This window comes from Xanthomonas sp. NCPPB 3005, from assembly GCF_041228095.2.
In the GTDB taxonomy this organism is placed as follows: domain Bacteria; phylum Pseudomonadota; class Gammaproteobacteria; order Xanthomonadales; family Xanthomonadaceae; genus Xanthomonas_A; species Xanthomonas_A bonasiae.
The window spans coordinates 1,641,019-1,663,486 of the sequence record NZ_CP166096.2 but is presented as its reverse complement, the minus strand read 5'-3'; the positions used below and the strand labels follow the sequence as shown (position 1 = coordinate 1,663,486).

General features: G+C 68.3%; 11 protein-coding genes. 10 read left to right on the top strand and 1 reads right to left on the bottom strand.

Translation table 11 applies throughout. The features are described 5' to 3' along the window. Window positions 1-70 precede the first annotated feature (70 nt). The 3 genes from bioA (at window position 71) to AB8810_RS07060 (ending at window position 5,292) form a co-directional block, all read left to right on the top strand. On the top strand, window positions 71-1,462 hold the full coding sequence (bioA, locus tag AB8810_RS07070; protein ID WP_369915959.1) for an adenosylmethionine--8-amino-7-oxononanoate transaminase: 1,392 nt from the start codon (window positions 71-73) through the stop codon (window positions 1,460-1,462). Then, window positions 1,453-2,184 carry a 16S rRNA (uracil(1498)-N(3))-methyltransferase gene (locus AB8810_RS07065; protein ID WP_369915958.1) on the top strand — a complete coding sequence of 244 codons (732 nt, stop codon included), beginning with the start codon at window positions 1,453-1,455 and terminating at the stop codon, window positions 2,182-2,184. The genes bioA and AB8810_RS07065 overlap by 10 nt, the downstream gene beginning before the upstream one ends. 489 nt (window positions 2,185-2,673) lie before the next feature. Continuing rightward, window positions 2,674-5,292 (top strand): TonB-dependent receptor, encoded by a 2,619-nt coding sequence (locus tag AB8810_RS07060; protein WP_369915957.1) that lies wholly within the window; start codon window positions 2,674-2,676, stop codon window positions 5,290-5,292. A 162-nt stretch (window positions 5,293-5,454) separates the two neighbouring features. On the opposite strand, the gene AB8810_RS07055 is transcribed toward AB8810_RS07060, so the two are convergent. After that, window positions 5,455-6,477, bottom strand: a complete 1,023-nt coding sequence (locus AB8810_RS07055; RefSeq protein ID WP_179566391.1) for a glucokinase family protein — start codon at window positions 6,475-6,477, stop codon at window positions 5,455-5,457. 891 nt (window positions 6,478-7,368) lie between these two features. Here AB8810_RS07055 and AB8810_RS07050 point away from each other — a divergent pair. The 7 genes from AB8810_RS07050 to AB8810_RS07020 all read left to right on the top strand — a co-directional run bounded on the left by AB8810_RS07050 (window position 7,369) and on the right by AB8810_RS07020 (window position 22,433). After that, complete coding sequence (locus tag AB8810_RS07050; protein ID WP_179566393.1) at window positions 7,369-9,987, top strand: TonB-dependent receptor; 2,619 nt, start codon at window positions 7,369-7,371, stop codon at window positions 9,985-9,987. 103 nt (window positions 9,988-10,090) lie between these two features. Then, entirely contained in the window at window positions 10,091-11,785 is a 1,695-nt protein-coding gene (locus AB8810_RS07045) for an alpha-L-fucosidase (RefSeq protein ID WP_369915956.1), read from the top strand. Between the two features lie 14 nt (window positions 11,786-11,799). Next, window positions 11,800-12,855 (top strand): glycosyl hydrolase family 18 protein, encoded by a 1,056-nt coding sequence (locus tag AB8810_RS07040; protein WP_369915955.1) that lies wholly within the window; start codon window positions 11,800-11,802, stop codon window positions 12,853-12,855. A gap of 55 nt (window positions 12,856-12,910) precedes the next feature. After that, complete coding sequence (locus AB8810_RS07035; RefSeq protein WP_369915954.1) at window positions 12,911-15,394, top strand: family 20 glycosylhydrolase; 2,484 nt, start codon at window positions 12,911-12,913, stop codon at window positions 15,392-15,394. A 16-nt stretch (window positions 15,395-15,410) separates the two neighbouring features. Further along, window positions 15,411-18,110, top strand: a complete 2,700-nt coding sequence (locus tag AB8810_RS07030) for a glycoside hydrolase family 2 protein (RefSeq protein ID WP_369915953.1) — start codon at window positions 15,411-15,413, stop codon at window positions 18,108-18,110. A 41-nt stretch (window positions 18,111-18,151) separates the two neighbouring features. Beyond that, window positions 18,152-20,839 (top strand): glycoside hydrolase family 3 C-terminal domain-containing protein, encoded by a 2,688-nt coding sequence (locus AB8810_RS07025; RefSeq protein WP_369915952.1) that lies wholly within the window; start codon window positions 18,152-18,154, stop codon window positions 20,837-20,839. 148 nt (window positions 20,840-20,987) lie between these two features. Beyond that, window positions 20,988-22,433, top strand: coding sequence for a glycoside hydrolase family 125 protein (locus tag AB8810_RS07020; RefSeq protein WP_369915951.1), 1,446 nt, complete (start codon window positions 20,988-20,990; stop codon window positions 22,431-22,433). Window positions 22,434-22,468: the final 35 nt, after the last annotated feature.

The following is a 22,468-nucleotide window of genomic DNA, read 5'->3' as shown; positions in this document are numbered from 1 at the left end:
GCACCCCGCGGCGCTTTGCGGCGTCGATCGATAGAATGCACGGAGCGAAGAACCTGTTCATGAGCGCGAAATGCTAACAGACCTGACCGCATCACAGACTGCCGCCGCCTGGCGGCAACGCGACCTGGCGGTGCTGTGGCACCCCTGCACGCAGATGCGCGAGCATCCGGACACCCTGCCGCTGCTGCCGATCGCGCGAGGCGAAGGCGCCTGGCTGATCGATCACGAGGGCAACCGCTACCTGGACGCGGTGAGCAGCTGGTGGACCAATCTGTTCGGCCACAGCGAGCCGCGCATCGCCGCGGCCATCGCCGCGCAGGCCACCCAACTGGAACAGGTGATGCTGGCCGGGTTCAGCCACGCGCCGGCGGTGGAACTGGCCGAGCAGCTGCTGGCGCTGGCGCCGCGCCAGGACGGGCGCGCGCCGCTGGCCAAGGTGTTCTACGCCGACAACGGCTCGGCCGGGGTCGAGGTGGCGCTGAAGATGGCCTTCCACTATTTCCACAACCGCGGCGAGACCCACCGCACCCGCTTCGTCGCGCTGGAGAACGGCTACCACGGCGAGACCATCGGCGCGCTGGCGGTCGGCGACATCCCGCTGTACCGGCGGGTCTACGCGCCGCTGCTGTGCGAAGCGCTGTTCGCGCCCTCGCCCGACGCCTACCTGGCCGCGCCGGGACAGAGCGCACGGCAGCGCGCCGATGCCGCCGCCGATGCGCTGGCCGACCTGTTCGACCGCCATCCGGGCGAGATCTGCGCGGTGATCCTGGAGCCGCGCCTGCAATGCGCCGGCGGCATGCGCATGCACGACCCGGCCTACCTGCGCCGCGCGCGCGAGCTGTGCGATGCCAACGGCGCGTTCCTGATCGCCGATGAGATCGCCACCGGCTTCGGCCGCACCGGCACCCTGTTCGCCTCCGAGCAGGCCGGGGTGATGCCGGACCTGCTGTGCCTGTCCAAGGGCCTGACCGGCGGCTTCCTGCCGCTATCGGCGGTGCTGGCCACGCAACACTTATATGACGCCTTCCTCGACGACAGCCGCGAGCGCGCCTTCCTGCACTCGCACAGCTATACCGGCAATCCGCTGGCCTGCGCCGCCGCGCTGGCCTGTCTGCGGATCTTCCAGCAGGACGACGTGATCGCGCGCAACCGCAGCACCGCCGAAACCATGCGCGCGCTGTCGGCGCCGTTCAACGACCATCCGCACGTGGCCGACGTGCGCCAGGCCGGGATGGTGGTCGCGTTCGAACTGACCCGCAACGGCGACAAGCGCACCCCGTTCGCCGCCGGCGCACGGGTCGGCCTGTGCGCGTACCGCGCCGCCCTGCAGCGTGGCGTGGTGCTGCGCCCGCTGGGCGACGTGCTGTACTGGATGCCGCCGTACTGCGTGGACGACAACCAGCTGGCGCTGCTCGCCGAGACCACCCTGGCCGCGATCGACGAGGCCGTGGCATGCGCCTGACCCGCTGCCATGTCGCGCTGCCGCTGCGCGCCGGCGACGACGTGGTGTTGCCCGAGGACGTCGCCGGGCATCTGCTGCGCGTGCTGCGGCTGCGCGAGGGCGACCGCTGCGTGCTGTTCAACGGCGACGGCTGCGACTACGACGCCGAACTGCTGCAGGTCGGCAAGCGCGGCGCCAGCGCGCGGATCGGCGCGGCGCAGCCGGCGGACAACGAATCGCCGCTGGCGATCACCCTGCTGCAGGGCGTGGCGCGCGGCGAAAAGATGGACCTGATCCTGCAGAAGGCGACCGAACTGGGCGTGGCTGCGATCGTGCCGGTGTGGGCCGAACGCACCGAGGTGAAGCTGGATGCGGCGCGTACGGAAAAGCGCGTGGCGCACTGGCGCAGCGTCGTCGTCTCGGCCTGCGAACAGTCCGGCCGCGCGCGCGTGCCCGGCCTGGCCGCGCCGCTGGCGCTGGCCGATGCCGCCGCTGCCGTGGCCGGCACGCAGCTGAAGCTCACCCTCGATCCGCAAGGCGAACACCGGCTGCGCACGCTGGACATCGTCGGCAACGCGGCGACGATCGCGATCGGCCCGGAAGGCGGCTGGTCGCCGCGCGATCGCGCCGCGCTGCACGCCGCCGGCTTCGCCGGCCTGCGCCTGGGACCGCGCATCCTGCGCACCGAAACCGCCGGCCTGGCCGCGATCGCCGCATTGCAGGCGCGATGCGGCGACCTGTGAACCGGCGCACGCAATCGCGTAGACATCGTTGACCGCAGGCGCGCCGCGGCGGCGCCGTCGACGTCGCACGAATCGCGGATTTCCCCTGCAAAACAGCGCTTTTCTTAGCGATTCTTTAACCGCGATGCGCGTTGACAACGAAGGACAAGCGCGACACAGTCGGCGCTCCTGAGCCATCGCGCGGGGTGCTTCCGGTTTGAACCGGCGCAACGAACGACACGGCCCGCCAGCGCGTGGCCGCACGTCCGCACAACCCACGCACGCGCAGACGCGTGCGCCATCGGCCGCTGCCGCGCCCACGTGCGGCGCGCGCGCCGTCACGCAGCGCAGCACCGATGCCGACGTGCCGTCTCCGCCGCGCGGCGGCATGCACCCCCCGCCCTTATTTTCCATTCGCCCATCGCGCCGCATCCGGGCCGATGGCGTCACTTGCCTGCCGCCACGCCGGCAGGCCTTTCGCGTCCTGCGCACCTTTCGGAGACCGCCCGCTTGAACCACACCCGCCTCGCTCCTCTGGCCTTCGCCATCGCCGCCGCACTGGCCGCACCGGCCAGCGCCTTCGCCCAGCAAGTTTCCACGCCACAGCGCGACGACGCGGCAGCGCCTGCGGCCGACGCCAGCGCATCCGCCAGCGGCCAGGCCACGCCCGCGGCGGTGCAGGAACTGGATGCGGTCAAGGTCACCGGCTATCGCGCCAGCCTGCAGAAATCGCTCAACATCAAACGCAACGCCGATGCGATCGTCGATGCGATCTCGGCCGAGGACGTCGGCAAGTTTCCCGCGGCCAATGTCGCCGAATCGCTGTCGCACCTGCCCGGGGTCAGCGTCGATCGCCAGTTCGGCGAAGGCGAGAAGGTCTCGATCCTGGGCACCGATCCGGCCCTGAACCGGGTCCTGCTCAACGGCCAGAGCATCGCCTCCACCAGTTGGGGCGGCGATCCGAACAATCCGGACAGCCGCTCGTTCAACTATTCGCTGCTGGCGCCGGAAGTGATCGGCAGCGCCGAGGTCTACAAGAGCCCGCAGGCCAGCATCGACGAAGGCAGCCTGGGCGGCACCGTGATCCTGCACACGCGCAAGCCGCTGGAACTGGACAGGCACCTGCTGACCGGCAGCGTCAGCTACGGCTACAACGACCGCTCCGAGGACGGCAAGCCCAACGCCTCGCTGCTGTACAACTGGAAGAACGACGCCGGCACGCTCGGCGTGCTCGGCTCGGTGATGCACTCGGAGCGCTCGCTGCGCCGCGACGGCGTGGAGATCTTCGGCTACAGCGACATCCAGGGCGCCGGCTTTCCCGACGCCGTCGCCGCCGGCAAGCAGGGGGTCTACCCCACCGCGATCAACAGCGCGCTGTTCACCCAGACCCGCAAGCGCGACGGCGTCACCGGCTCGCTGCAGTGGAAGCCGAACGATGCCTTCGAACTGACCTACACCGGCCTGTATGTCGAAGAGACCTTCGACAACGTCAACCAGAGCCGCTACGCCAATTTCGTGCCGGCCAACGCCACCGCGCTGGACGTGACCGACGGCGTCGCCACCTCGGGAGCCTATGGCGACAGCGCCGAAACCATCCTCGATTCGTACGTGCGCAAGACCACGGTCAAGACCAGCAGCAACACCCTGCGCAGCGACTGGCACGGCGACGGCTGGAACGTTTCCGGCCAGGTCGGCGCGACCCGCTCGGCCGGCGGCGCCGATCGCATCTACGGCCTCACCTTCCGCAGCAACGGCGCCTACGACTACGCCATCGACCACCGCACCGTCGGCGTGGACTACGCCGTGCCGCCGTCGGCGCTGGAATCGATGTCGGTACTGGGCGCCACCGTCAACCGCTATCCGAACCTGGACAAGGAGCGCTACGCGCAGCTGGATTTCGACCACGACGTGGCCTGGGGGCCAATCACCAAGCTGCGCGCCGGGCTCAAGGCCACGCGCCACAGCACCGCGCAGGACATGTACTACGACAGCTTCCCCGCCGATCCGGACACCACGCTGGCCGCGGTCTATGGCGGCGGCACGCCCGGCGGCTACCTGGACGGCCTGTCGGTCAGCGACGACATGCGCCACTGGCCGCGGCAAAGCCCTGGCGCGCTGGTGGACTACGTCGGCGGCCTGCCCGGCAGCGACACGCTCGCCCCCAGCTACGGCAGCAGCTTCGACGTGGTCGAGCGCAACCGCGCGGCGTACCTGCAGGCGGATTTTTCCGGCTACAACTACCGCGGCAACATCGGCGTGCGCTACGTCAACACCCGCGACGCGATCGGCGGCTACCAGTACGACGGCAGCGCCTATGCGCCGGTGCGCTACAACAAGTCCTACGGCGAATGGCTGCCGTCGCTGAACTTCGCCTACGACCTGTCCGATGCGCTGATCCTGCGCGTGGCCGCGGCCAAGGTGATCGCGCGGCCGCGCTATGCCGACCTCACGCCCTACGTCAACGCCGACGACAACAAGCTCACCGCCAGCAGCGGCAATCCGGCGCTGGACCCGTACCGCTCCACCAATTACGGCGCGTCGCTGGAATGGTATTTCGCGCCCAACAGCGTGCTCGCCGGCGAACTGTTCTACCGCGACATCTCCAACTACATCCTGCAGACCCTGGTGCAGCAGCCGCTGCACAACAACACCTACGACCGCGAGGACATCTACGAGGTGACGCTGCCGCAGAATTCCGGCGCAGCCAAGGTCAAGGGCGTGTCGCTGAGCTACCAGCAGGAACTGGGCGGCGGCTTCGGCCTGGCGGCGAACTACACCTACTCCAAGGCCGACACCCAGGGCGACTACAACCTGCCCTACAACTCCAAGAACAGCTACAACCTCAGCCCCTACTTCGAGAAAGGGCCATGGGAGGCGCGACTGACCCTGGGCTGGCGCTCGGCCTACTTCACCCAGATCGGGCGCCTGGGCGCGAACCAGATGACCGACGACTTCACCCAGCTCGATGCGTCGGTGTCCTACGCCATCACCGACAAGGTCAAGCTGCAGCTGGAAGGGACCAACCTGCTGAACGAGACCTACTACAGCTACGTCGGCCAGGAGAGCCAGCCCTACTATCTGTACAAGAACGGGCGCGGCTACATGCTCAGCGTGCACTTCACGCTGTAGCCGCGGCGGCGCGGCGGCCGCGCAGGCGGTCGCCGCACTGCGATCGCAAAGTCGGTCAACCCGCGCGACGACGGCACAAAAACGACGCGGGAGCAGCACTGGGTGGTTTGATGCCACCCAGCGACACTCCCGCAGTCGGTCGACAATCGCGGCGAGGAGGCGCTAGCGCTGCTGCTGCAGGAACCAGTTCGCCGCGCCGATCACCCCGAGCTGGCCGTGCTCCACCAGCTTCACCGGGATCTGCTCCAGCGCCGGGCGCATCGCGCCCTTGTTCAAATAGCGCTCGACGAAGGCGCTGGCGGCCAGGAACGCGCCGATCTGCGGCAGGAAGCCGCCGGCCAGGTAGATGCCGCTCTGGATGCCGTACAGCAGCGCCATGTCGCCAACCACGCTGCCGAGCAGGCCGCAGAACGCCGACAGCGCTTCGTGCGCCAGCGCATCGTTGCCGCCCAGCGCCGCGGCGGTGACCTCGCTGGGCGAGGCATGCACCGGCGCGGCATCGTGCAGTTCGCACAACACCTTATAGAGATTGAGCAGACCGGGGCCGGACAGCAGGTGTTCCACCGGCACATAGCTGCGCGTGCGCAGCAGTCGTTGTGCGATCGCCATTTCCAGTTCGCTGCCGATCGGCAAGGCCGCGTGTCCGGCTTCGGTGGCCAGCACGACTGCGCCGCCATTGGTCGGAATCCACACCGCCGCGCCGAGCCCGGTGCCCGGGCCGATCACCAGCGCCGGTCCGCGCTGCGCCTTGCGCGGGCCGGTCACATGCAGCACTTCGCTGGCATCCATCGACGAGGCGGCATAGGCCACCGCTTCGAAATCGTTGACCAGGTGCAGCGCCTGCATGCCCAGGCGCTCGCGGATCTCCGGCGGCGACAGGCTCCACGGCAGATTGGTGGTGATCACCCTGCCGTCTTCCAGCGCATAGCCGGCGCTGGCGATCACGCCACGGGTCGGCGCCGGACCCGGCACCCCGGACAGGAACTCGCCGATGATCTCGGTCAGGCCCGGATAGTCGGCACAGCGGTACTTGCGATAGTCCAGCACCTTGACCGTCTGCACGCTGTCGGTGGCGTCGCCGCGCGACACCAGGCCGATACGTACATGGGTACCGCCGACGTCGGCGGCGATGAAAGGCTCGGCGCGCGGCCCGGCCGCTGCCACTGGTGAACTGCTTGCGGACACGTATTCTCCCGTTGCGCCCCACAGGGCGCAGCCGATGGGCCTGTTGATCGATCGAGTTTCAGACCACCTTGACAACGTTGTCAAGATGAAATTCACCCAAATGTCGCTCTACCGTCACTGCTTCCACGATAAGCCATCGCGGCCGATTCGTCGCCTTATTCCGACAGGACACCGACATTGCCGATGGAGCGACCGAAAGCCGGTGCGAACGGCGGGCGGAAATTCGCCGCAATGCACAAATTCTGGGATGCAGGTCTTGCTGCCGCGCGTCGCAGCCCAGCGGACATGCCGCCCCCAATGCGCCGCCGGACCACCTTCCCAGCGTGGATTTCCTTTTCCGGACAAGCACCTACGCAGCGACCCGGAAACTAAGCAGGTTCATCTTCGGCACCTGTCGTCGCATCCGTGCCGAGAATTGTCAAAATCCCGTGAAGTAAGTGTTGACAACGCTGTCAACGCTATTACAGACTCGGTCGCATACAAGTTTTACATCTTCAAGACACGCCACGTTCAGGGACACCGGGTAGCGCCACCTCGCGATCCAGTGCCTGGCAGGCCGCGCTCAGGAGGTTTCCTGGCCGCGGCCCGCAACGGAAGGCGAACGGCTCCAACGCCGTGCACGGAACGGGACAGTCCCGTCCGCGCATCAGGCAACTGCAACTTGCACGGCTTTGCTGGATTTGGTTGTCACTCAACAGGAAACAAGGAAGGACCGGCGCCCTCGGTGCCGCCGGCCGGCTACTTCCGCGTCAACGACCGGACGACGCGCACCGAGACGCGATACGCGCAGCCACCGCAAGGTGTCGCGCAATCAACAGGCCGGGCAGCGGCCAGCACGCCGGAACATCGGTTGGCACCTCATGCCCATGTACTAACCCAGAGGTTTAGCCAATGAATAGCCGCACCACCACGTTAGCCATCAGCATCATGGCCGCGCTGTACCTGTCCGGTAATGCTATGGCGCAGGAAGCACCCGCTTCCAGCGCAGAATCGAAGAACGTCCAGGAACTGGACACCATCACCGTCACCGGCTACCGCGCCTCGCTGGAGAAGAGCCAGGCGGTCAAGCGCTCGGCCAACTCCATCGTCGACGCGATCAGCGCCGAGGACATCGGCAAGTTCCCGGACACCAATGCCGCCGAGTCGCTGGCGCACCTGCCGGGCATCAGCGTGGACCGCCAGTTCGGCGAAGGCGAGAAGGTCAGCATCAACGGCACAGACCCGGCGCTGAACCGCGTGCTGCTCAACGGCCAGACCATCGCCTCGGGCGACTGGGGCGGCAACCCGTCCGACACCAGCGGCCGCACCTTCAACTACACCCTGCTGTCGCCGGAAATCATCGGCCTGATGGAGGTCTACAAGACCCCAGAAGCGCGCATCGACGAAGGCTCGATCGGCGGCACCGTGATCGTGCACACCCGCAAGCCGCTGGACCTGCCGAAGAACACCATCCGCGGCTCGGTCGGCTACAACTACAACGACCGCTCGGAAGAAGGCAACCCGCGCGGCTCGGCGCTGTGGAGCTGGAAGAACGACGACGAAACCTTCGGCGCGTTGATCTCCGCCACCCACGACAAGCAGGACATCTCGCGCGCCGGCATCGAGTTCTTCGGCTACACCACCGGCGCCAACATCCCCGCCACCGCCAATGTCACGGGCGACGGTGGTAACGTTGCTACTGCCAAGGTGCCGGCCGGCATCAACAGCGCCTACTTCCAGCAGACCCGCGAGCGCAACGGCCTGCAGGGCGCGCTGCAGTGGAAGCCGAACGAGCAGAACGAGTTCAACCTGACCGGCATCTACATCAAGGGCAAGTACAACAACTTCAGCGAGTCGCGCTACGTCTGTCCGGCGTGCAATAACGACCTGCAGAAGGTCACCAGCGCCAACGTCGAGAACGGCTACATCACCTCCGGCACCGTCACCGACGGCGCCGCCGGCCAGCCCTATGCCCAGCTCGACACCAACTATCGCGAAAGCACGGTCACCACGCAGAGCGTGAACCTGCGCCACGACTGGTACGGCGACAACTGGGTGTTCACCACCCAGGCCGGCACCACCAAGGCCACCGGCGGCAAGAACCCCGAGTACCTGATGAAGTTCCTGCTGCAGGACGGCGGCTACAACTTCAACTACGACGGCAGCCACACCGGCGTGACCTACGACAACAACAGCGCGTCCAACTGGGGCCTGGCGTCCGGCCAGCAGGCCGGCGGCGTCGAGTACACCACCACCCAGGACAAGGAAAAGTACTTCCAGTTCGATGCGGCCCGCGATCTGCAGTGGGGCCCGTTCAACAAGGTGCTGGTGGGCTACAAGTACATCAACCACGACAACGGCCAGAACTCGCGTGGCAATGCGATCTTCGCCAACCAGGACGTGCTGCTGACCGATTTCAGCCCGGGCACCACGCCGAGCGGTCTGTACGACGGCCTGGGCGCCAGCGGCGACCTGGTCAACTGGCCGACCGCCAACCTCAACTCGGTGCTCAAGTACCTGAAGTCGCTGCCGCAGGCGGCGCTGACGCCCAAGTACGGCCAGATCTACGACGTCAAGGAAATCACCAGCGACCTGTACGCGCAGATGAACTTCGAAGCCGGCAAGTTCCGCGGCAACGTCGGCCTGCGCTATGCCGATACCAAGGACAAGTCGCAGTACTACCAGACCAACGATGGCGGCACGACCTACACCTTCGAGCAGGTCAGCAACGAGTACAAGAAGCCGCTGCCCAGCTTCAACATCGCCTATGACCTGGACGACACCAAGGTGCTGCGCTTCTCCGCGGCCAAGGTGATGGCACGCCCGCGCTACAGCGACCTGGCCGGTTCGTTCTCGCTCAACAGCACCAGCGGCGACCTGACCGCCAGCGGCGGCAACCCGGACCTGAAGCCGTACGAGTCGACCAACTACGATCTGGCCGCCGAATGGTACTTCGCCCCGTCCAGCATGCTGTCGGCCGAGGTGTTCTACCGCGACATCAGCTCCTACATCGTCAGCACCACGACCACCGAGATCCTCAGCGACCCGACCAACGGCATCGTCAACCAGCCGTACAGCGTGACCCGTCCGGTCAACGCCACCGGCGCCAAGGTCAAGGGCGCGTCGCTGAACTACCAGCAGGCGTTCGGCTACGGCTTCGGCCTGCAGGCGAACTACACCTACGCCGAGTCCAGCTCCGAGGACGGCCTGAACCTGCCGTACCTGTCGCGCAACACCTACAACGTGATCCCGTACTGGGAAAACGGTCCGTGGATGGTGCGGGTGAACTACAGCTACCGCTCCAAGTACTTCACCCAGATCGGCCGCCTGGACTCGAACGTGTTCACCGACGAGTACAAGCAGCTCGACCTGACCGCCTCGTACGAGATCAACGACTGGATGAGCGTCAGCGTCAGCGCCACCAACCTGCTCGACTCCACGTACTACTGGTACAACGAGGTCAAGTACGCGCCGATTGGCATGTACAAGAACGGCCGCGGCTACCAGGCGCAGCTGAACTTCAAGTTCTGATGTAGGACTGGCGCGCCACCGACCCTCCACGGTGGCGCGCCCTTTTTTTGCCCGGCGGTTCGTTTGCGCCGGCATCGCGTTTTCTACAGAGGAGTGCAGTTCCATGACGTCCGAGACCCGCCTGCGCGCGGACCGATCCCGCCACGCCGGAGCTGTACGCAAGACTCTGGCAAGCAGCTTCTCCCTCATTCTCGCGTTGGCGGCCATGTCCGCCGACGCCGCGGATGCGCCGTCGCCGACCGCGCCCACCGCCACCACCCTCAGTCCCGAACAGATCGACCAGCAGTGGCTGCAGGCCACCGCCAAGTACGCGCCCGAACGCGCGCGACTGGTACGCGAGGCCGACGCCGGCGCGCGCAAGGGGCCGTTCCGCCCGGACTGGACCTCGCTGAAGCACTACCGTTCGCCCGGCTGGTACGACAACGCCAAGTTCGGCATCTTCATCCACTGGGGCGTGTTCTCGGTGCCGGCCTTCGGCAACGAGTGGTACTCGCGCAACATGTACCAACCCGACGCCAAGGACAGCCAGGACTACGCGCACCACCGCGAGAAGTACGGCCCGCAGTCCACCTTCGGCTACAAGGACCTGATCCCGCTGTTCACCGCACCCAAGTTCGACCCGCAGGGCTGGGCCAAGCTGTTCCGCGAGGCCGGCGCGCGCTACGTGGTGCCGGTGGCCGAGCACCACGACGGCTTCGCGATGTACGACTCGCAGCTGTCGGACTGGACCGCGACCAAGATGGGCCCCAGGCGCGACGTGATCGGCGAGCTGTCCAAGGCGATCCGCGCGCAGGGCATGCACTTCGGCCTGTCCTCGCACCGCGCCGAGCACAACTGGTTCTTCGACGGCGGCCGCACGTTCGACTCGGACGTCAACGATCCGCGCTACGCCGGCCTGTACGGCCCGGCGCAGATCCGCCTGCGCGGCAAGGACGACGCCGACGTCGCCAACGACTGGACGCCGGTGTCGCAGGCGTGGCTGGACGACTGGCTGGCGCGCACCACCGAGCTGATCGACCGCTACGACCCGGAGCTGATCTACTTCGACTGGTGGATCGCGCACCCGACCTTCCGCAGCACCCTGCCGACCATGCTGTCGTACTACTACAACCACGGCGCCGCGCGCGGCGACGGGGTGGTGGTGAACTACAAGCTCGGCGCGTTCCCGGAAGGCGCCGGCACGCTGGACATCGAGCGCGGCCAGCTCACCGGCATCCATCCGACCCACTGGCAGACCGACACTTCGGTCAGCAACGCCTCGTGGGGCTATGTGGAGAACGACACCTACAAGACCCCGACCTTCATCGTGCACATGCTGGTGGACGTGGTCAGCAAGAACGGCAACCTGATGCTCAACATCGGCCCGCGCGCCGACGGCTCGATCCCGGACACCGAACGCGACATCCTGCTGTCGATCGGCAAGTGGCTGAAGACCAACGGCGAGGCGATCTACGACAGCCAGCCGTGGCGCACCTACGGCGAGGGCCCGACCGAAGTGGTCGGCGGCACCTTCCAGGACACCAAGACCAAGCCCTACACCGCCGAGGATTTCCGCTTCACCACCGGCCACGGCGCGCTGTACGCGATCGAGCTGGGCTGGCCGGCCGGCGGCAAGGCGGTGATCCGCTCGCTCACGCCCGCCGACGGTGTGCGCGGCGTGACCCTGCTCGCCACCGGCAAGAAGGTGCCGTTCGAGCAGCGCGCCGACGGCCTGCACCTGACCCTGCCGGCCAAGCCGGCCGGCGAACACGCCTACGTGTTCCGCATCGACCTGCCCTCCCCCACCTCCACCCGCTGACGGATATTCCCCCGATGATGAAGCGATTCGCAGGGCTGCTGCTTGCCCTGGCCATGGTCTGTACCCCGGCCATGGCCAAGAACCCGACCGCGCTGTTCTATCTGATGAGCACGCAGAAATCGACCAACTCGTTCCTGGCCAACGTCGACAAGATCGATGTGCTGGTGCCGACCTGGTACGGCGTGGACCAGAACGGCCTGGTCAACGGCACCCCCAACGCGTACATCTACGACATCGCCAAGCGCAAGCAGCTGCGGGTGATGCCGATCCTGTCGATGACCACCGGCCGCGACGGCTTCCACAAGCTGATGCACGACGAGGAGGCGAAGAAGCGCATGATCGCTTCGCTGCTGATCCACGGCAAAAAGAACGGCTACTACGGCTTCCAGTTCGATTTCGAGAACATCGCCTGGACCGACCGCGATGCCTACACGCTGATGGTCAAGCAGACCGCCGACGCGCTGCACAAGGCCGGCTTCAAGATGTCGGTGGCGGTGGTGCCGAACGCGCCGGGCTACGCCGAGGGCGGGCAGTTCTCCAAGTGGATGTGGGAGTACTGGCGCGGCGCCTACGACCTGAAGGCGCTGGGCCAGGCGGTGGACCTGGTTAGCCTGATGACCTACGACCAGCACACCCGCTGGACCACGCCCGGCCCGGTCGACGGCATGGTGTGGATGAAGAAGCACCTGGACTACGCGCTGACCCAGGTGCCGAAGGAGAAGCTGTCGCTGGGCATCGCCACCTACGGCTACCGCTGGTACACCGGCAACCCGGTGAAGGAAGACGGCACCGAAGCGTCGAACATCTCGGCGACCTACATCGACGCCGACGAGTCCTTCCCGCTGGCGATCGAGCAGAACGCCACCGTGCAGTGGGATGCGCAGGAGCAGGAGTCGTGGTTCTATTTCTACCGCGACGACATGCGCGAGTGGGTGTTCCGCCCGGATGCGCGCAGCTTCCGCGCGCGCTACGACCTGGTGAAGGAATACGGCCTGGAAGGCTTCAGCTGCTGGGTGCTGGGCGCCGAGGATCCGAAGGTGTGGGACGAGCTGCCGACCGCATCGCGCTGATCCGTTACGCGCCGATCCACTACGATAGGCGTCCGCACAGCACGAGGTAGACCGAATGATTGCAGCAGGTGCACGCCAGCGCACGCCACACCGCCCGACGACCGCCCCGGCGGGCGTCGCGGCGGCGTCCCGCACCACGTGGCTGGGGCTTGCCCTGTTCGCCCTCACTGCCGTGCTGAGCGGCTGCGACCGCCAGGCCCCCGCCGCGGCGGACACGGCCAAGCCCGCCGCAGCGCCCGCACCGGCTGCGCCGAAACCGGTCAGCACCGCGCCGTTGCCGCTGATTCCGGCGCCGGCGCAGGTCAAGCGCGGCAGCGCCACGCTGACCATCGGCACCGGCAGCACGCTGTCGGTGCCGACCGACGACGAGGCGGCCATGCGCGTCGCCCGGCAACTGGCCACGCTGCTGGAAAAGACCCGCGGCCTGTCGCTGGAGGTGCGCGCCGAGACCATTCCGGCCAACGGCGCCATCCGCCTGCAGATGAACCCCAACGCCCCGGTGGAAGCGCCGGAAGGCTACGGGCTGGACGTGGACGGCAGCACCATGCTGATCCAGGCGCGCGACGAGCGCGGCCTGTTCTACGGCGCGATGAGCGCCTGGCAGCTGCTCACCCCCGATGCCGGCAAGGGCGAAGTGGACGTGCCCGAGGTCAAGATCCGCGACTGGCCGCGCTTCGGCTGGCGCGGCCTGCTGCTCGACGTGGCCCGCCACTTCCACGGCCCGGACACGGTCAAGCACGTCATCGACGCGATGGCCGAGCACAAGCTCAACGTGCTGCACCTGCACCTGACCGACGACCAGGGCTGGCGCATCGAGATCAAGCGCTATCCCAAGCTCACCGAGATCGGCGCCTGGCGTACCCCGCCCGGCGCAGGCACGCAGGGCGTGCCCGACCGTTACGGCGGCTTCTACACCCAGGACCAGATCCGCGACCTGGTCGCCTACGCCGCCGCGCGGCACATCACCATCGTGCCGGAACTGGACATGCCCGGGCATGCGCAAGCGGCGGTGGCGGCGTATCCGGAACTGGTCGGCGTGACCAAGCAGCGGCCGAAGGTGTCGGTGGACTGGGGCGTCAATCCCTACCTGTTCGACACCGACGAAAAGAGCATGACCTTCATCCAGGGCGTGCTCGACGAAGTGCTGCAGCTGTTCCCCTCGCAGTACATCCACATCGGCGGCGACGAAGCGGTCAAGGACCAGTGGGAGCGGTCGCCGGCGGTACGCGCGCAGATGCGCAAGCTCGGGGTCAAGGACGCGCACGCGATGCAGGGCTGGTTCAACCAGCAGTTGTCCGACTACCTGACCAAGCACGACCGGCGCCTGATCGGCTGGGACGAGATCCTGGAAGGCGGCCTGCCGGCCAGCGCGTCGGTGATGTCCTGGCGCGGCGTCGACGGCGCGGTGACCGCGGCCAAGCAGGGCCACGACGTGGTGCTGGTGCCGGCCGGCTGGCTGTACCTGGACAACCTGCAGAGCGCACGCAGCGACGAGCCCAACGGCCGGCTGGCGGTGCTGCCGCTGCAGAAGGTCTACGAGTTCGATCCGGTCCCGGCCGCGCTCAGCGCCGAGGAAGCCAAGCACGTGCTCGGCGCGCAGGCCGCGCTGTGGGCCGAATACATTCCCTCGGCCTGGCATATCGACCACGCGCTGTTCCCGCGCCTGGGCGCGCTGGCCGAGGCGGCGTGGTCGCCGATGGCGGTGCGTGGCTGGGACGGTTTCCTGCAGCGCCTGCCGGCGCAGCTCAACCGCTACCGTGCGCTCGGCATCGACTATGGCGACGGCGCGTTCGCGCCGGACATCGCCATCCAGGGCGGCGACAACGCCGCGCTGGACAGCGGCAAGGCCAGCATCGTGCTCGGCAACCAGGCCAAGTTCGGCAGCTTCCGCTACACCACCGACGGCAGCGAGCCCAAGGCCGATTCGCCGCGTTACGCCAAGCCGTTCGAGGTGACCCTGCCGGTCACCGTGCGCGCGGCCACCTTCGCCGACGACGGCAGCGTGCTGGCCGCACCGCGTACCCGCATCCTCGACCGCCCCGGCCTGCTCAGCCGCGACACCCAGGGCCTGGGTTCCTGCGCCGACGGCAGCCTGGGCCTGCGCGTGCCGCTGCTGCCGGACATGCCGGGCAAGGACACGCCGGTGTTCAACATCGACCTGTTCGGCAGCTGCTGGCGCTACGCCGACGCGCGCCTGGACGGCATCGCCAGCATCCGCATCGATGCGGCGCGGCTGGCACGCAATTACGGACTGGCGCACGAGCAGGTCAAGGTCAAGCAGTACCCGGCCAAGACCGCGCACGGCGAACTGGAAGTGCGCCTGGGCGACTGCAAGGGCAAGCTGCTGGCGCGGATCCCGCTGCCGGGCGGCAAGGCCCTTGGCGAGCAGTTCTCGCTCGAAGCGCCGTTGCCCAAGCAAACCGGAACGCACGACCTGTGCCTGCGTTCGACTGCCCGCATCAACGGCCCGTACTACGCCATCGGCGCCGTCCACCTGATCGAAACCACCGCGCAGGCGCCCCCCGCCGCCGCGCGTTGACCCTGGAGACCCACGCATGACCCAGCCGCATCGCCGTCCCCGTTCCGCGCCGCGCGCGCGCTTCCCCGCCCGGCTCGGGCTGCTGCTGGCCATGGGCCTGCCGATGTTGGCCCAGGCGGCGGTGCCGGCGACGCTGTCGCTGCAACAGGGCTGGCAGGTGCGGCTGGCGCCGGGCGAGGCGCATGCCAAGGAATTCCCGAAGGCCGCGCAGTGGCTGCCGGCGCAGGTGCCGGGCACGGTGCAGACCGACCTGATCGCGGCCGGGCTGGTGCCCGATCCGTTCTATCGCGACAACGAAGCCAAGATCCAGTGGGCCGGGTTGAGCGACTGGCAGTACCAGACCCGCTTCAAGGCCGACGCCGCGCTGCTCGCGCGCGAGCACGTGGAGCTGGTGTTCGACGGCCTGGACACCTTTGCCGAGGTCTACCTCAACGGCAAGAAGCTGCTCGCCGCCGACAACATGTTCCGGCAGTGGCGGGTCGACGCCAAGCCGCTGCTCAAGCGCGGCGACAACGTGCTGGAAGTGCGGCTGTTCTCGCCGATCAAGAAGATCCAGCCGTGGCTGGCCAAGCAGCCGTACGCGCTGCCCGGCGCCTACGACTCGGCCTTCGGCGACGAACCCGTAGCGCGGCACAGCTCCACCTACGTGCGCAAGGCGCCGTACACCTTCGGCTGGGACTGGGGTCCGCGCATCGTCACCGCCGGCATCTGGCAGGACGTGCGCGTGGAAGCCTGGGACGCGCTGCGCGTGGAAGGCCTGCACATCGCCCAGCAACGCGTCGATGCCGACGCCGCGCAACTGCTCGCGCAACTGGAGGTACAGGCCGGCCGCAGCGGCGAGGTGCAACTGGAGCTGGACGTGCTCGGCCCCGACGGCCAGCGCGTGGCGCAGCTGAGCCAGAAGGCGGTGCTCGATCCGGGCAGCAACACGCTCACCGTGCCGGTGCGCATCGCCAAGCCGCAGCGCTGGTTCCCCAGCGGCTACGGCAAGCAGGACCTGTACACGTTCAAGGCGCGCATCCGCGACGCCGCCGGCGACAGCTACGCCACCCAGCGCGTCACCGGCCTGCGCAGCGTCGAGCTGCGCCGCGACAAAGACAAGTGGGGCAAGGGCTTCGCGATCGTGGTCAACGGCATCCCGGTGTTCGCCAAGGGCGCCAACCTGATCCCGTTCGACAGCTTCCCCAGCCGGGTCGATGCCGCGCGCATGCGCGGCATCCTGCAATCGGCGCGCGACGCCAACATGAACATGCTGCGCATGTGGGGCGGCGGCCACTACCAGCCGGACAGCTTCTACGAGGATGCCGACCGCCTCGGCATCATGATCTGGCAGGACTTCATGTTCGGCGGCGCGATCCCGCCCTACGACGTGGCGTTCCGCGAGAACACCCGCGCCGAGGCCGAAGCGCAGGTCAAGCGCCTGGGCGACCACCCCAGCATCGTGATCTGGTGCGGCAACAACGAAGTGCAGACCGGCTGGGAAAACTGGGGCGACCGGGTCAAGTTCAAGCAGTCGATCGATCCGGAAGAACGCAGCCGCATCGAACGCGGCATGACCACGCTGTTCGGCACCGTGCTGCGCGAAGCGGTGAGCAAGTACGACAGCGACACCCCGTACTGGGCCACTTCGCCCGGCACCGACTTCGACGGCGCCGCCGACCAGCCCGACGACGGCGACATGCACTACTGGAAGGTCTGGGGCGGCCCGGCGCTGCCGGTCACCGAATACCTCAACGTGACCCCGCGCTTCATGTCCGAATACGGCCTGCAGTCGTTCCCGGAGATGCGCACGATCCGCGCCTTCGCCGAACCCGGCGACCTGCAGCCGGAATCGCCGGTGATGCGCGCGCACCAGAAGTTCGACAAGGGCAACGGCAACCAGCGCCTGCTGCTCTACATCCGCCGCGAATTCGGCGAGCCCAAGGAGTTCGAGAGCTTCGTCTACCTGAGCCAGCTGATGCAGGCCGAGGGCATCGCCCTGGCCGCCGAGCACCTGCGCGCGTCGCGGCCGCAGTCGATGGGCTCGCTGTACTGGCAGCTCAACGACGTGTGGCCGGGCGCGTCCTGGTCGAGCCTGGACTACTTCGGCCGCTGGAAGGCGCTGCACTACCACGCCAAGCGCTTCTATGCGCCGGAACTGATCGCCGCGCTGCGCAACGACAAGGGCCAGACCGAGGTGACGCTGGTGTCCGACCGCACCGTGCCGCTGGCCGCGCGCTGGCGCATGCGGGTGATGGACGTCTCCGGCAAGGTGCTGAGCAAGAGCGAGAAGCCGGTGACCCTGGCGCCGCTGTCCAGCGTGCGCGTGGGCAGCTTCAGCGATGCGCAGCTGCTGCGCCGCGCCGATCCCAAGCGCAGCGTCGCGGTGTTCGAACTGCTCGACGGCGCGCGCGTGCTGTCGCGCAACCTGGTGTTCTTCGATGCAGCCAAGCACCTGCATCTGCCCAGCCCGGACATCCGCAGCGAACTGCGCGCCGACGGCGACGGCTACACACTGACCCTGACCAGCGCCACGCTGGCGCGCGAGGTATGGCTGACGTTCGGCGATCTGGATGCCACGCTGTCCGACAACGCCTTCGACCTGCTGCCGGGCGAGCCGCTGACCGTGCATGTGCGCAGCAGCGCCACGCTGGAACAGCTGCGCGGCGCCTTGCAGGTGCGCGATCTGGCCGCCACGCTGGCCGGTGCGCCGCCCGAGCCGGCGGAGGCGAAGTGATGCGGAGGGCAACGACACTGCACCATGAAATCCGGGGAACCATGAGCGGTTGCGCGCGACGCGAGGCGGACAGCGCACGGTCGCGGCTGAAGCCGCTCCTACAGGGGATTTTGCGGGGGTTGTCTCTGCTTGGGTTGGCCGCTGCGCCGCTCGCCCATGCCGACGACGCCGAGGACCGCGCCGCCGCGCTGGTGGCGAAGATGACCCGCGAGGAAAAGGTCGCGCAGGCGATGAACGACGCACCGGCGATCCCGCGCCTGGGCGTGCCGGCCTACGAGTGGTGGAGCGAGGGCCTGCACGGCATCGCCCGCAACGGCTACGCCACCGTGTTTCCGCAGGCGATCGGCCTGGCCGCGACCTGGAACACCGCCCTGCTCGAGCAGGTCGGCACCGTGACCTCGACCGAGGCGCGCGCCAAGTTCAATCTCGCCGGCGGCCCCGGCAAGGACCACCCGCGCTACGCCGGGCTGACCATCTGGTCGCCGAACATCAACATCTTCCGCGACCCGCGCTGGGGCCGCGGCATGGAAACCTACGGCGAGGATCCCTACCTCACCGGGCAGCTGGCGGTGGGCTTCATCCACGGCCTGCAGGGCGACGACCTCACCCACCCGCGCACCATCGCCACGCCCAAGCACATCGCCGTGCACAGCGGCCCGGAACCCGGCCGCCACGGCTTCGACGTGGACGTGTCGCCGCGCGACCTGGAAGCGACCTATACCCCGGCGTTCCGCGCCGCCATCGTCGACGGCCGTGCCGGCTCGGTGATGTGCGCCTACAACTCCTTGCACGGCACCCCGGCCTGCGCCGCCGACTGGCTGCTCAACGGCCGCCTGCGCGGCGACTGGGGCTTCAAGGGCTTCGTCGTCTCCGACTGCGACGCGGTCGACGACATGACCCAGTTCCATCATTTCCGCGCCGACAACGCCGGTTCCTCCGCCGCCGCGCTCAAGGCCGGCCACGACCTCAACTGCGGCCACGCCTATGCCGAACTGGGCCAGGCGATCGAGCGCGGCGAGGCCGACGAAGCCCTGCTCGACCGCTCGCTGGTGCGGCTGTTCGCCGCGCGCTACCGGCTCGGCGAACTGCAGCCGCAGCGCAAGGACCCGTACGCACGGCTGGGCGCCAAGGACGTGGACAGCGCCGCGCACCGCGCGCTGGCGCTGCAGGCCGCGCAGCAATCGCTGGTGCTGCTGCAGAACCGCAACGCCACCCTGCCGCTGAAGCCAAGCCTGCGCCTGGCGGTGATCGGCCCCAATGCCGACGCACTGGCCGCGCTGGAAGCCAACTACCAGGGCACCTCGGCCGCGCCGGTGACGCCGCTGCTGGGCCTGCGCGAGCGCTTCGGCGCCGCGAACGTCAGTTACGCGCAAGGCGCCCCGCTCGCCGCCGGCGTGCCCGGCATGATCCCGGAGACCGCCCTGCGCAGCGACGGCAAGCCCGGCCTGCGTGGCGAGTATTTCGACAACGTCGATCTGGCCGGCACGCCGCGCACGCAACGCCAGGACCGCGTGGTCAGCTTCAACTGGGACCACGTGGCGCCGGCCAAGGGCGTGGACAAGGATCGCTACTCGGTGCGCTGGAGCGGCGAGCTGCTGCCGCCCGGACCGGGCGACTACACCCTGGCGGTGCGCGTGGCGCGCTGCTTCGATTGCGCCGGCCACGATCCGGTGCGGCTGTACATCGACGACAAGCTGGTCGTCGCCGGCAACGCCGAGGACAAGCACCTGCCGGCCGGCATGCACAACGCCGACGGCCGCAACGTCGAGACCGTGCTGCACTTCGACGACGCGCGCCCGCGCCGCATCCGCCTGGAACTGGAGCACCGCGGCCAGGACCAGGGCCTGCGCCTGGAATGGCTGGCGCCGGCCGCGCCGCAACTGGCCGAGGCCGAACGCGCGGTCGCGCAGGCCGATGCGGTGGTCGCCTTCGTCGGCCTGTCGCCGGACGTGGAAGGCGAGGAACTGCGCATCGACGTGCCCGGCTTCGACGGCGGCGACCGCAACGACCTCGCCCTGCCCGCGGCGCAGCAGGCGCTGCTGGAGCGCGCCAAGGCCAGCGGCAAGCCGCTCGTGGTGGTGCTGATGAGCGGCAGCGCGGTGGCGCTGAACTGGGCCAAGCAGCATGCCGATGCGATCGTCGCGGCGTGGTATCCGGGGCAGTCCGGCGGCACCGCGATCGCGCAGATGCTGGCCGGCGACGTCAACCCGGGCGGCCGCCTGCCGGTGACCTTCTACCGCTCCACCAAGGACCTGCCGGCCTACGTCAGCTACGACATGAAGGGCCGCACCTACCGCTACTTCAAGGGCGAGCCGCTGTTCGCGTTCGGCAGCGGGCTGAGCTACACCAGCTTCGCCTACGCCGCGCCGCAATTGTCGACTACGACGCTGCAGGCCGGCGCGCACCTGCAGGTGCGCACGCAGGTGCGCAACAGCGGCACGCGCGCAGGCGACGAAGTGGTGCAGGTGTACCTGGAATACCCGCAACGCGCGCAGTCGCCGCTGCGCACCCTGGTCGGCTTCCAGCGGGTGACGCTGCAGCCGGGCGAGACGCGCGAGGTGCAATTCGACTTGACGCCGCGCCAGCTGAGCGATGTCGATCGCGCCGGCCAGCGCGCGGTGCAGCCCGGCGACTACCGCGTGTTCGTCGGCGGCGGCCAGCCCGGCACCGGGGCGCCCGGCGACGGGACCGCGTTTTCGATCCAGGGCAGCGCGCCCATCCCGCGGTAACCAGCGAATGCGCCGCACCATTGCTTCCTGTAGGAGCGGCTTCAGCCGCGACCCGGCCTTACCGGTAACCCCCGGTCGCGGCTGAAGCCGCTCCTACAGAAAAGCAAAGCAATGCGCCCACATGTATAAACCAGACCAGGAGTCACCCATGCCTTCCCGCCGCGATGTCCTCCAGCTGCTCGGCAGCGCCGCCGGCGCCGGCCTGCTCGCCAGCGCCGTGCCCGGCTTCGCCGCGTCCGGCGCAGCGGCGGCAGACCTGCCCAGCAAGCGCCCCGCCCCGGCGCAACGGCGCTTCGTCAGCGCCGCGGTGGAAAAGCACCTGCGCACGGTCAAGGCCGGCATCGGCGATCCGCGCCTGGCCTGGCTGTTCGAGAACTGCTATCCGAACACGCTCGACACCACCGTGGAAATCGGCACCCGCAACGGCAAGCCGGACACCTTCGTCATCACCGGCGACATCGAAGCGCTGTGGCTGCGCGATTCCTCGGCGCAGGTGCATCCGTACGTGCCGCTGGCCAAACGCGACCCGGCGTTGCGGCGCATGTTCCATGGCCTGATCCAGCGCCAGGCCGCCTGCATCCAGCTCGACCCCTACGCCAACGCGTTCCTGCCCGACGGCAAGAGCCAGCGCCTGAAGTGGTCGGTGGCCGACATCACCGAGATGAAGCCCGGCGTCGGCGAGCGCAAGTGGGAAGTGGATTCGCTGTGCTACCCGATCCGCCTGGCGCACGAATACTGGCGAGCCAGCGGCGACGCCGCCCCGTTCGACGACGACTGGCGCGCGGCGATGCACGTGGTGGTCAAGACCTTCCGCGAGCAGCAGCGCCTGCACGACCGCGGCCCCTACAGTTTCCAGCGCCCCTCGCCGCTGGCCACCGAGACCCTGGTGCTGGAGGGCTACGGCCAGCCGACCAAGCCCAATGGCATGATCCACTCGATGTTCCGCCCGTCCGACGACGCCTGCCTGTACCCGCTGTTCGTGCCGGCCAACCTGTTCGCGGTGACGTCGCTGCGCCAGCTGGCCACGATGAGCGAAGCGTTGCACCACGATGCCGCCTTCGCCGGCGAATGCCGCGCGCTGGCCGACGAAGTGGAGACCGCCACGCGCCAGTTCGGGCAGATGCGCGATGCCGACGGGCAAGCGTTCTGGGCCTACGAAGTGGACGGCTACGGCAACCAGCTGTTCATCGACGACGCCAACGCGCCGGGCCTGCTGAGCCTGGCCTACCTGGGCTGCTGCGACCGCCGCGACCCGCTGTTCCTGCGCACCCGCCAGCTGGCGTGGAGCGAGCGCAACCCGTACTTCTACCGCGGCCGCGCCGCCGAAGGCGTGGGCAGTCCGCACAGCGGCATGGGCACGATCTGGCCGATGTCGATCATGCAGTACGCGCTGGCCAGCGACGACGACGCGCAGATCCGCCAATGCCTGGCCTGGCTGAAGAGCACCGACGCCGGCAGCGGCTTCATGCACGAAGCCTTCGACAAGGACGACCCCAGCAAATTCACCCGCGACTGGTTCGCCTGGGCCAACACCTTGTTCGGCGAACTGATCATCGACCTGCACCAGCGCAAACCGCACCTGCTGAAAGCCTGACCACCCCACCGCCCCCTGTAGGAGCGGCTTCAGCC

Excerpts from the sequence above, each read along its gene's own strand:
- AB8810_RS07045 (WP_369915956.1), top strand. The coding sequence starts at position 10,091 with ATGACGTCCGAGACCCGCCTGCGCGCGGACCGATCCCGCCACGCCGGA.
- AB8810_RS07030 (WP_369915953.1), top strand. The coding sequence starts at position 15,411 with ATGACCCAGCCGCATCGCCGTCCCCGTTCCGCGCCGCGCGCGCGCTTC.
- AB8810_RS07065 (WP_369915958.1), top strand. The coding sequence starts at position 1,453 with ATGCGCCTGACCCGCTGCCATGTCGCGCTGCCGCTGCGCGCCGGCGAC.
- AB8810_RS07020 (WP_369915951.1), top strand. The coding sequence starts at position 20,988 with ATGCCTTCCCGCCGCGATGTCCTCCAGCTGCTCGGCAGCGCCGCCGGC.
- AB8810_RS07040 (WP_369915955.1), top strand. The coding sequence starts at position 11,800 with ATGATGAAGCGATTCGCAGGGCTGCTGCTTGCCCTGGCCATGGTCTGT.
- bioA (WP_369915959.1), top strand. The coding sequence starts at position 71 with ATGCTAACAGACCTGACCGCATCACAGACTGCCGCCGCCTGGCGGCAA.
- AB8810_RS07025 (WP_369915952.1), top strand. The coding sequence starts at position 18,152 with ATGAGCGGTTGCGCGCGACGCGAGGCGGACAGCGCACGGTCGCGGCTG.
- AB8810_RS07035 (WP_369915954.1), top strand. The coding sequence starts at position 12,911 with ATGATTGCAGCAGGTGCACGCCAGCGCACGCCACACCGCCCGACGACC.
- AB8810_RS07050 (WP_179566393.1), top strand. The coding sequence starts at position 7,369 with ATGAATAGCCGCACCACCACGTTAGCCATCAGCATCATGGCCGCGCTG.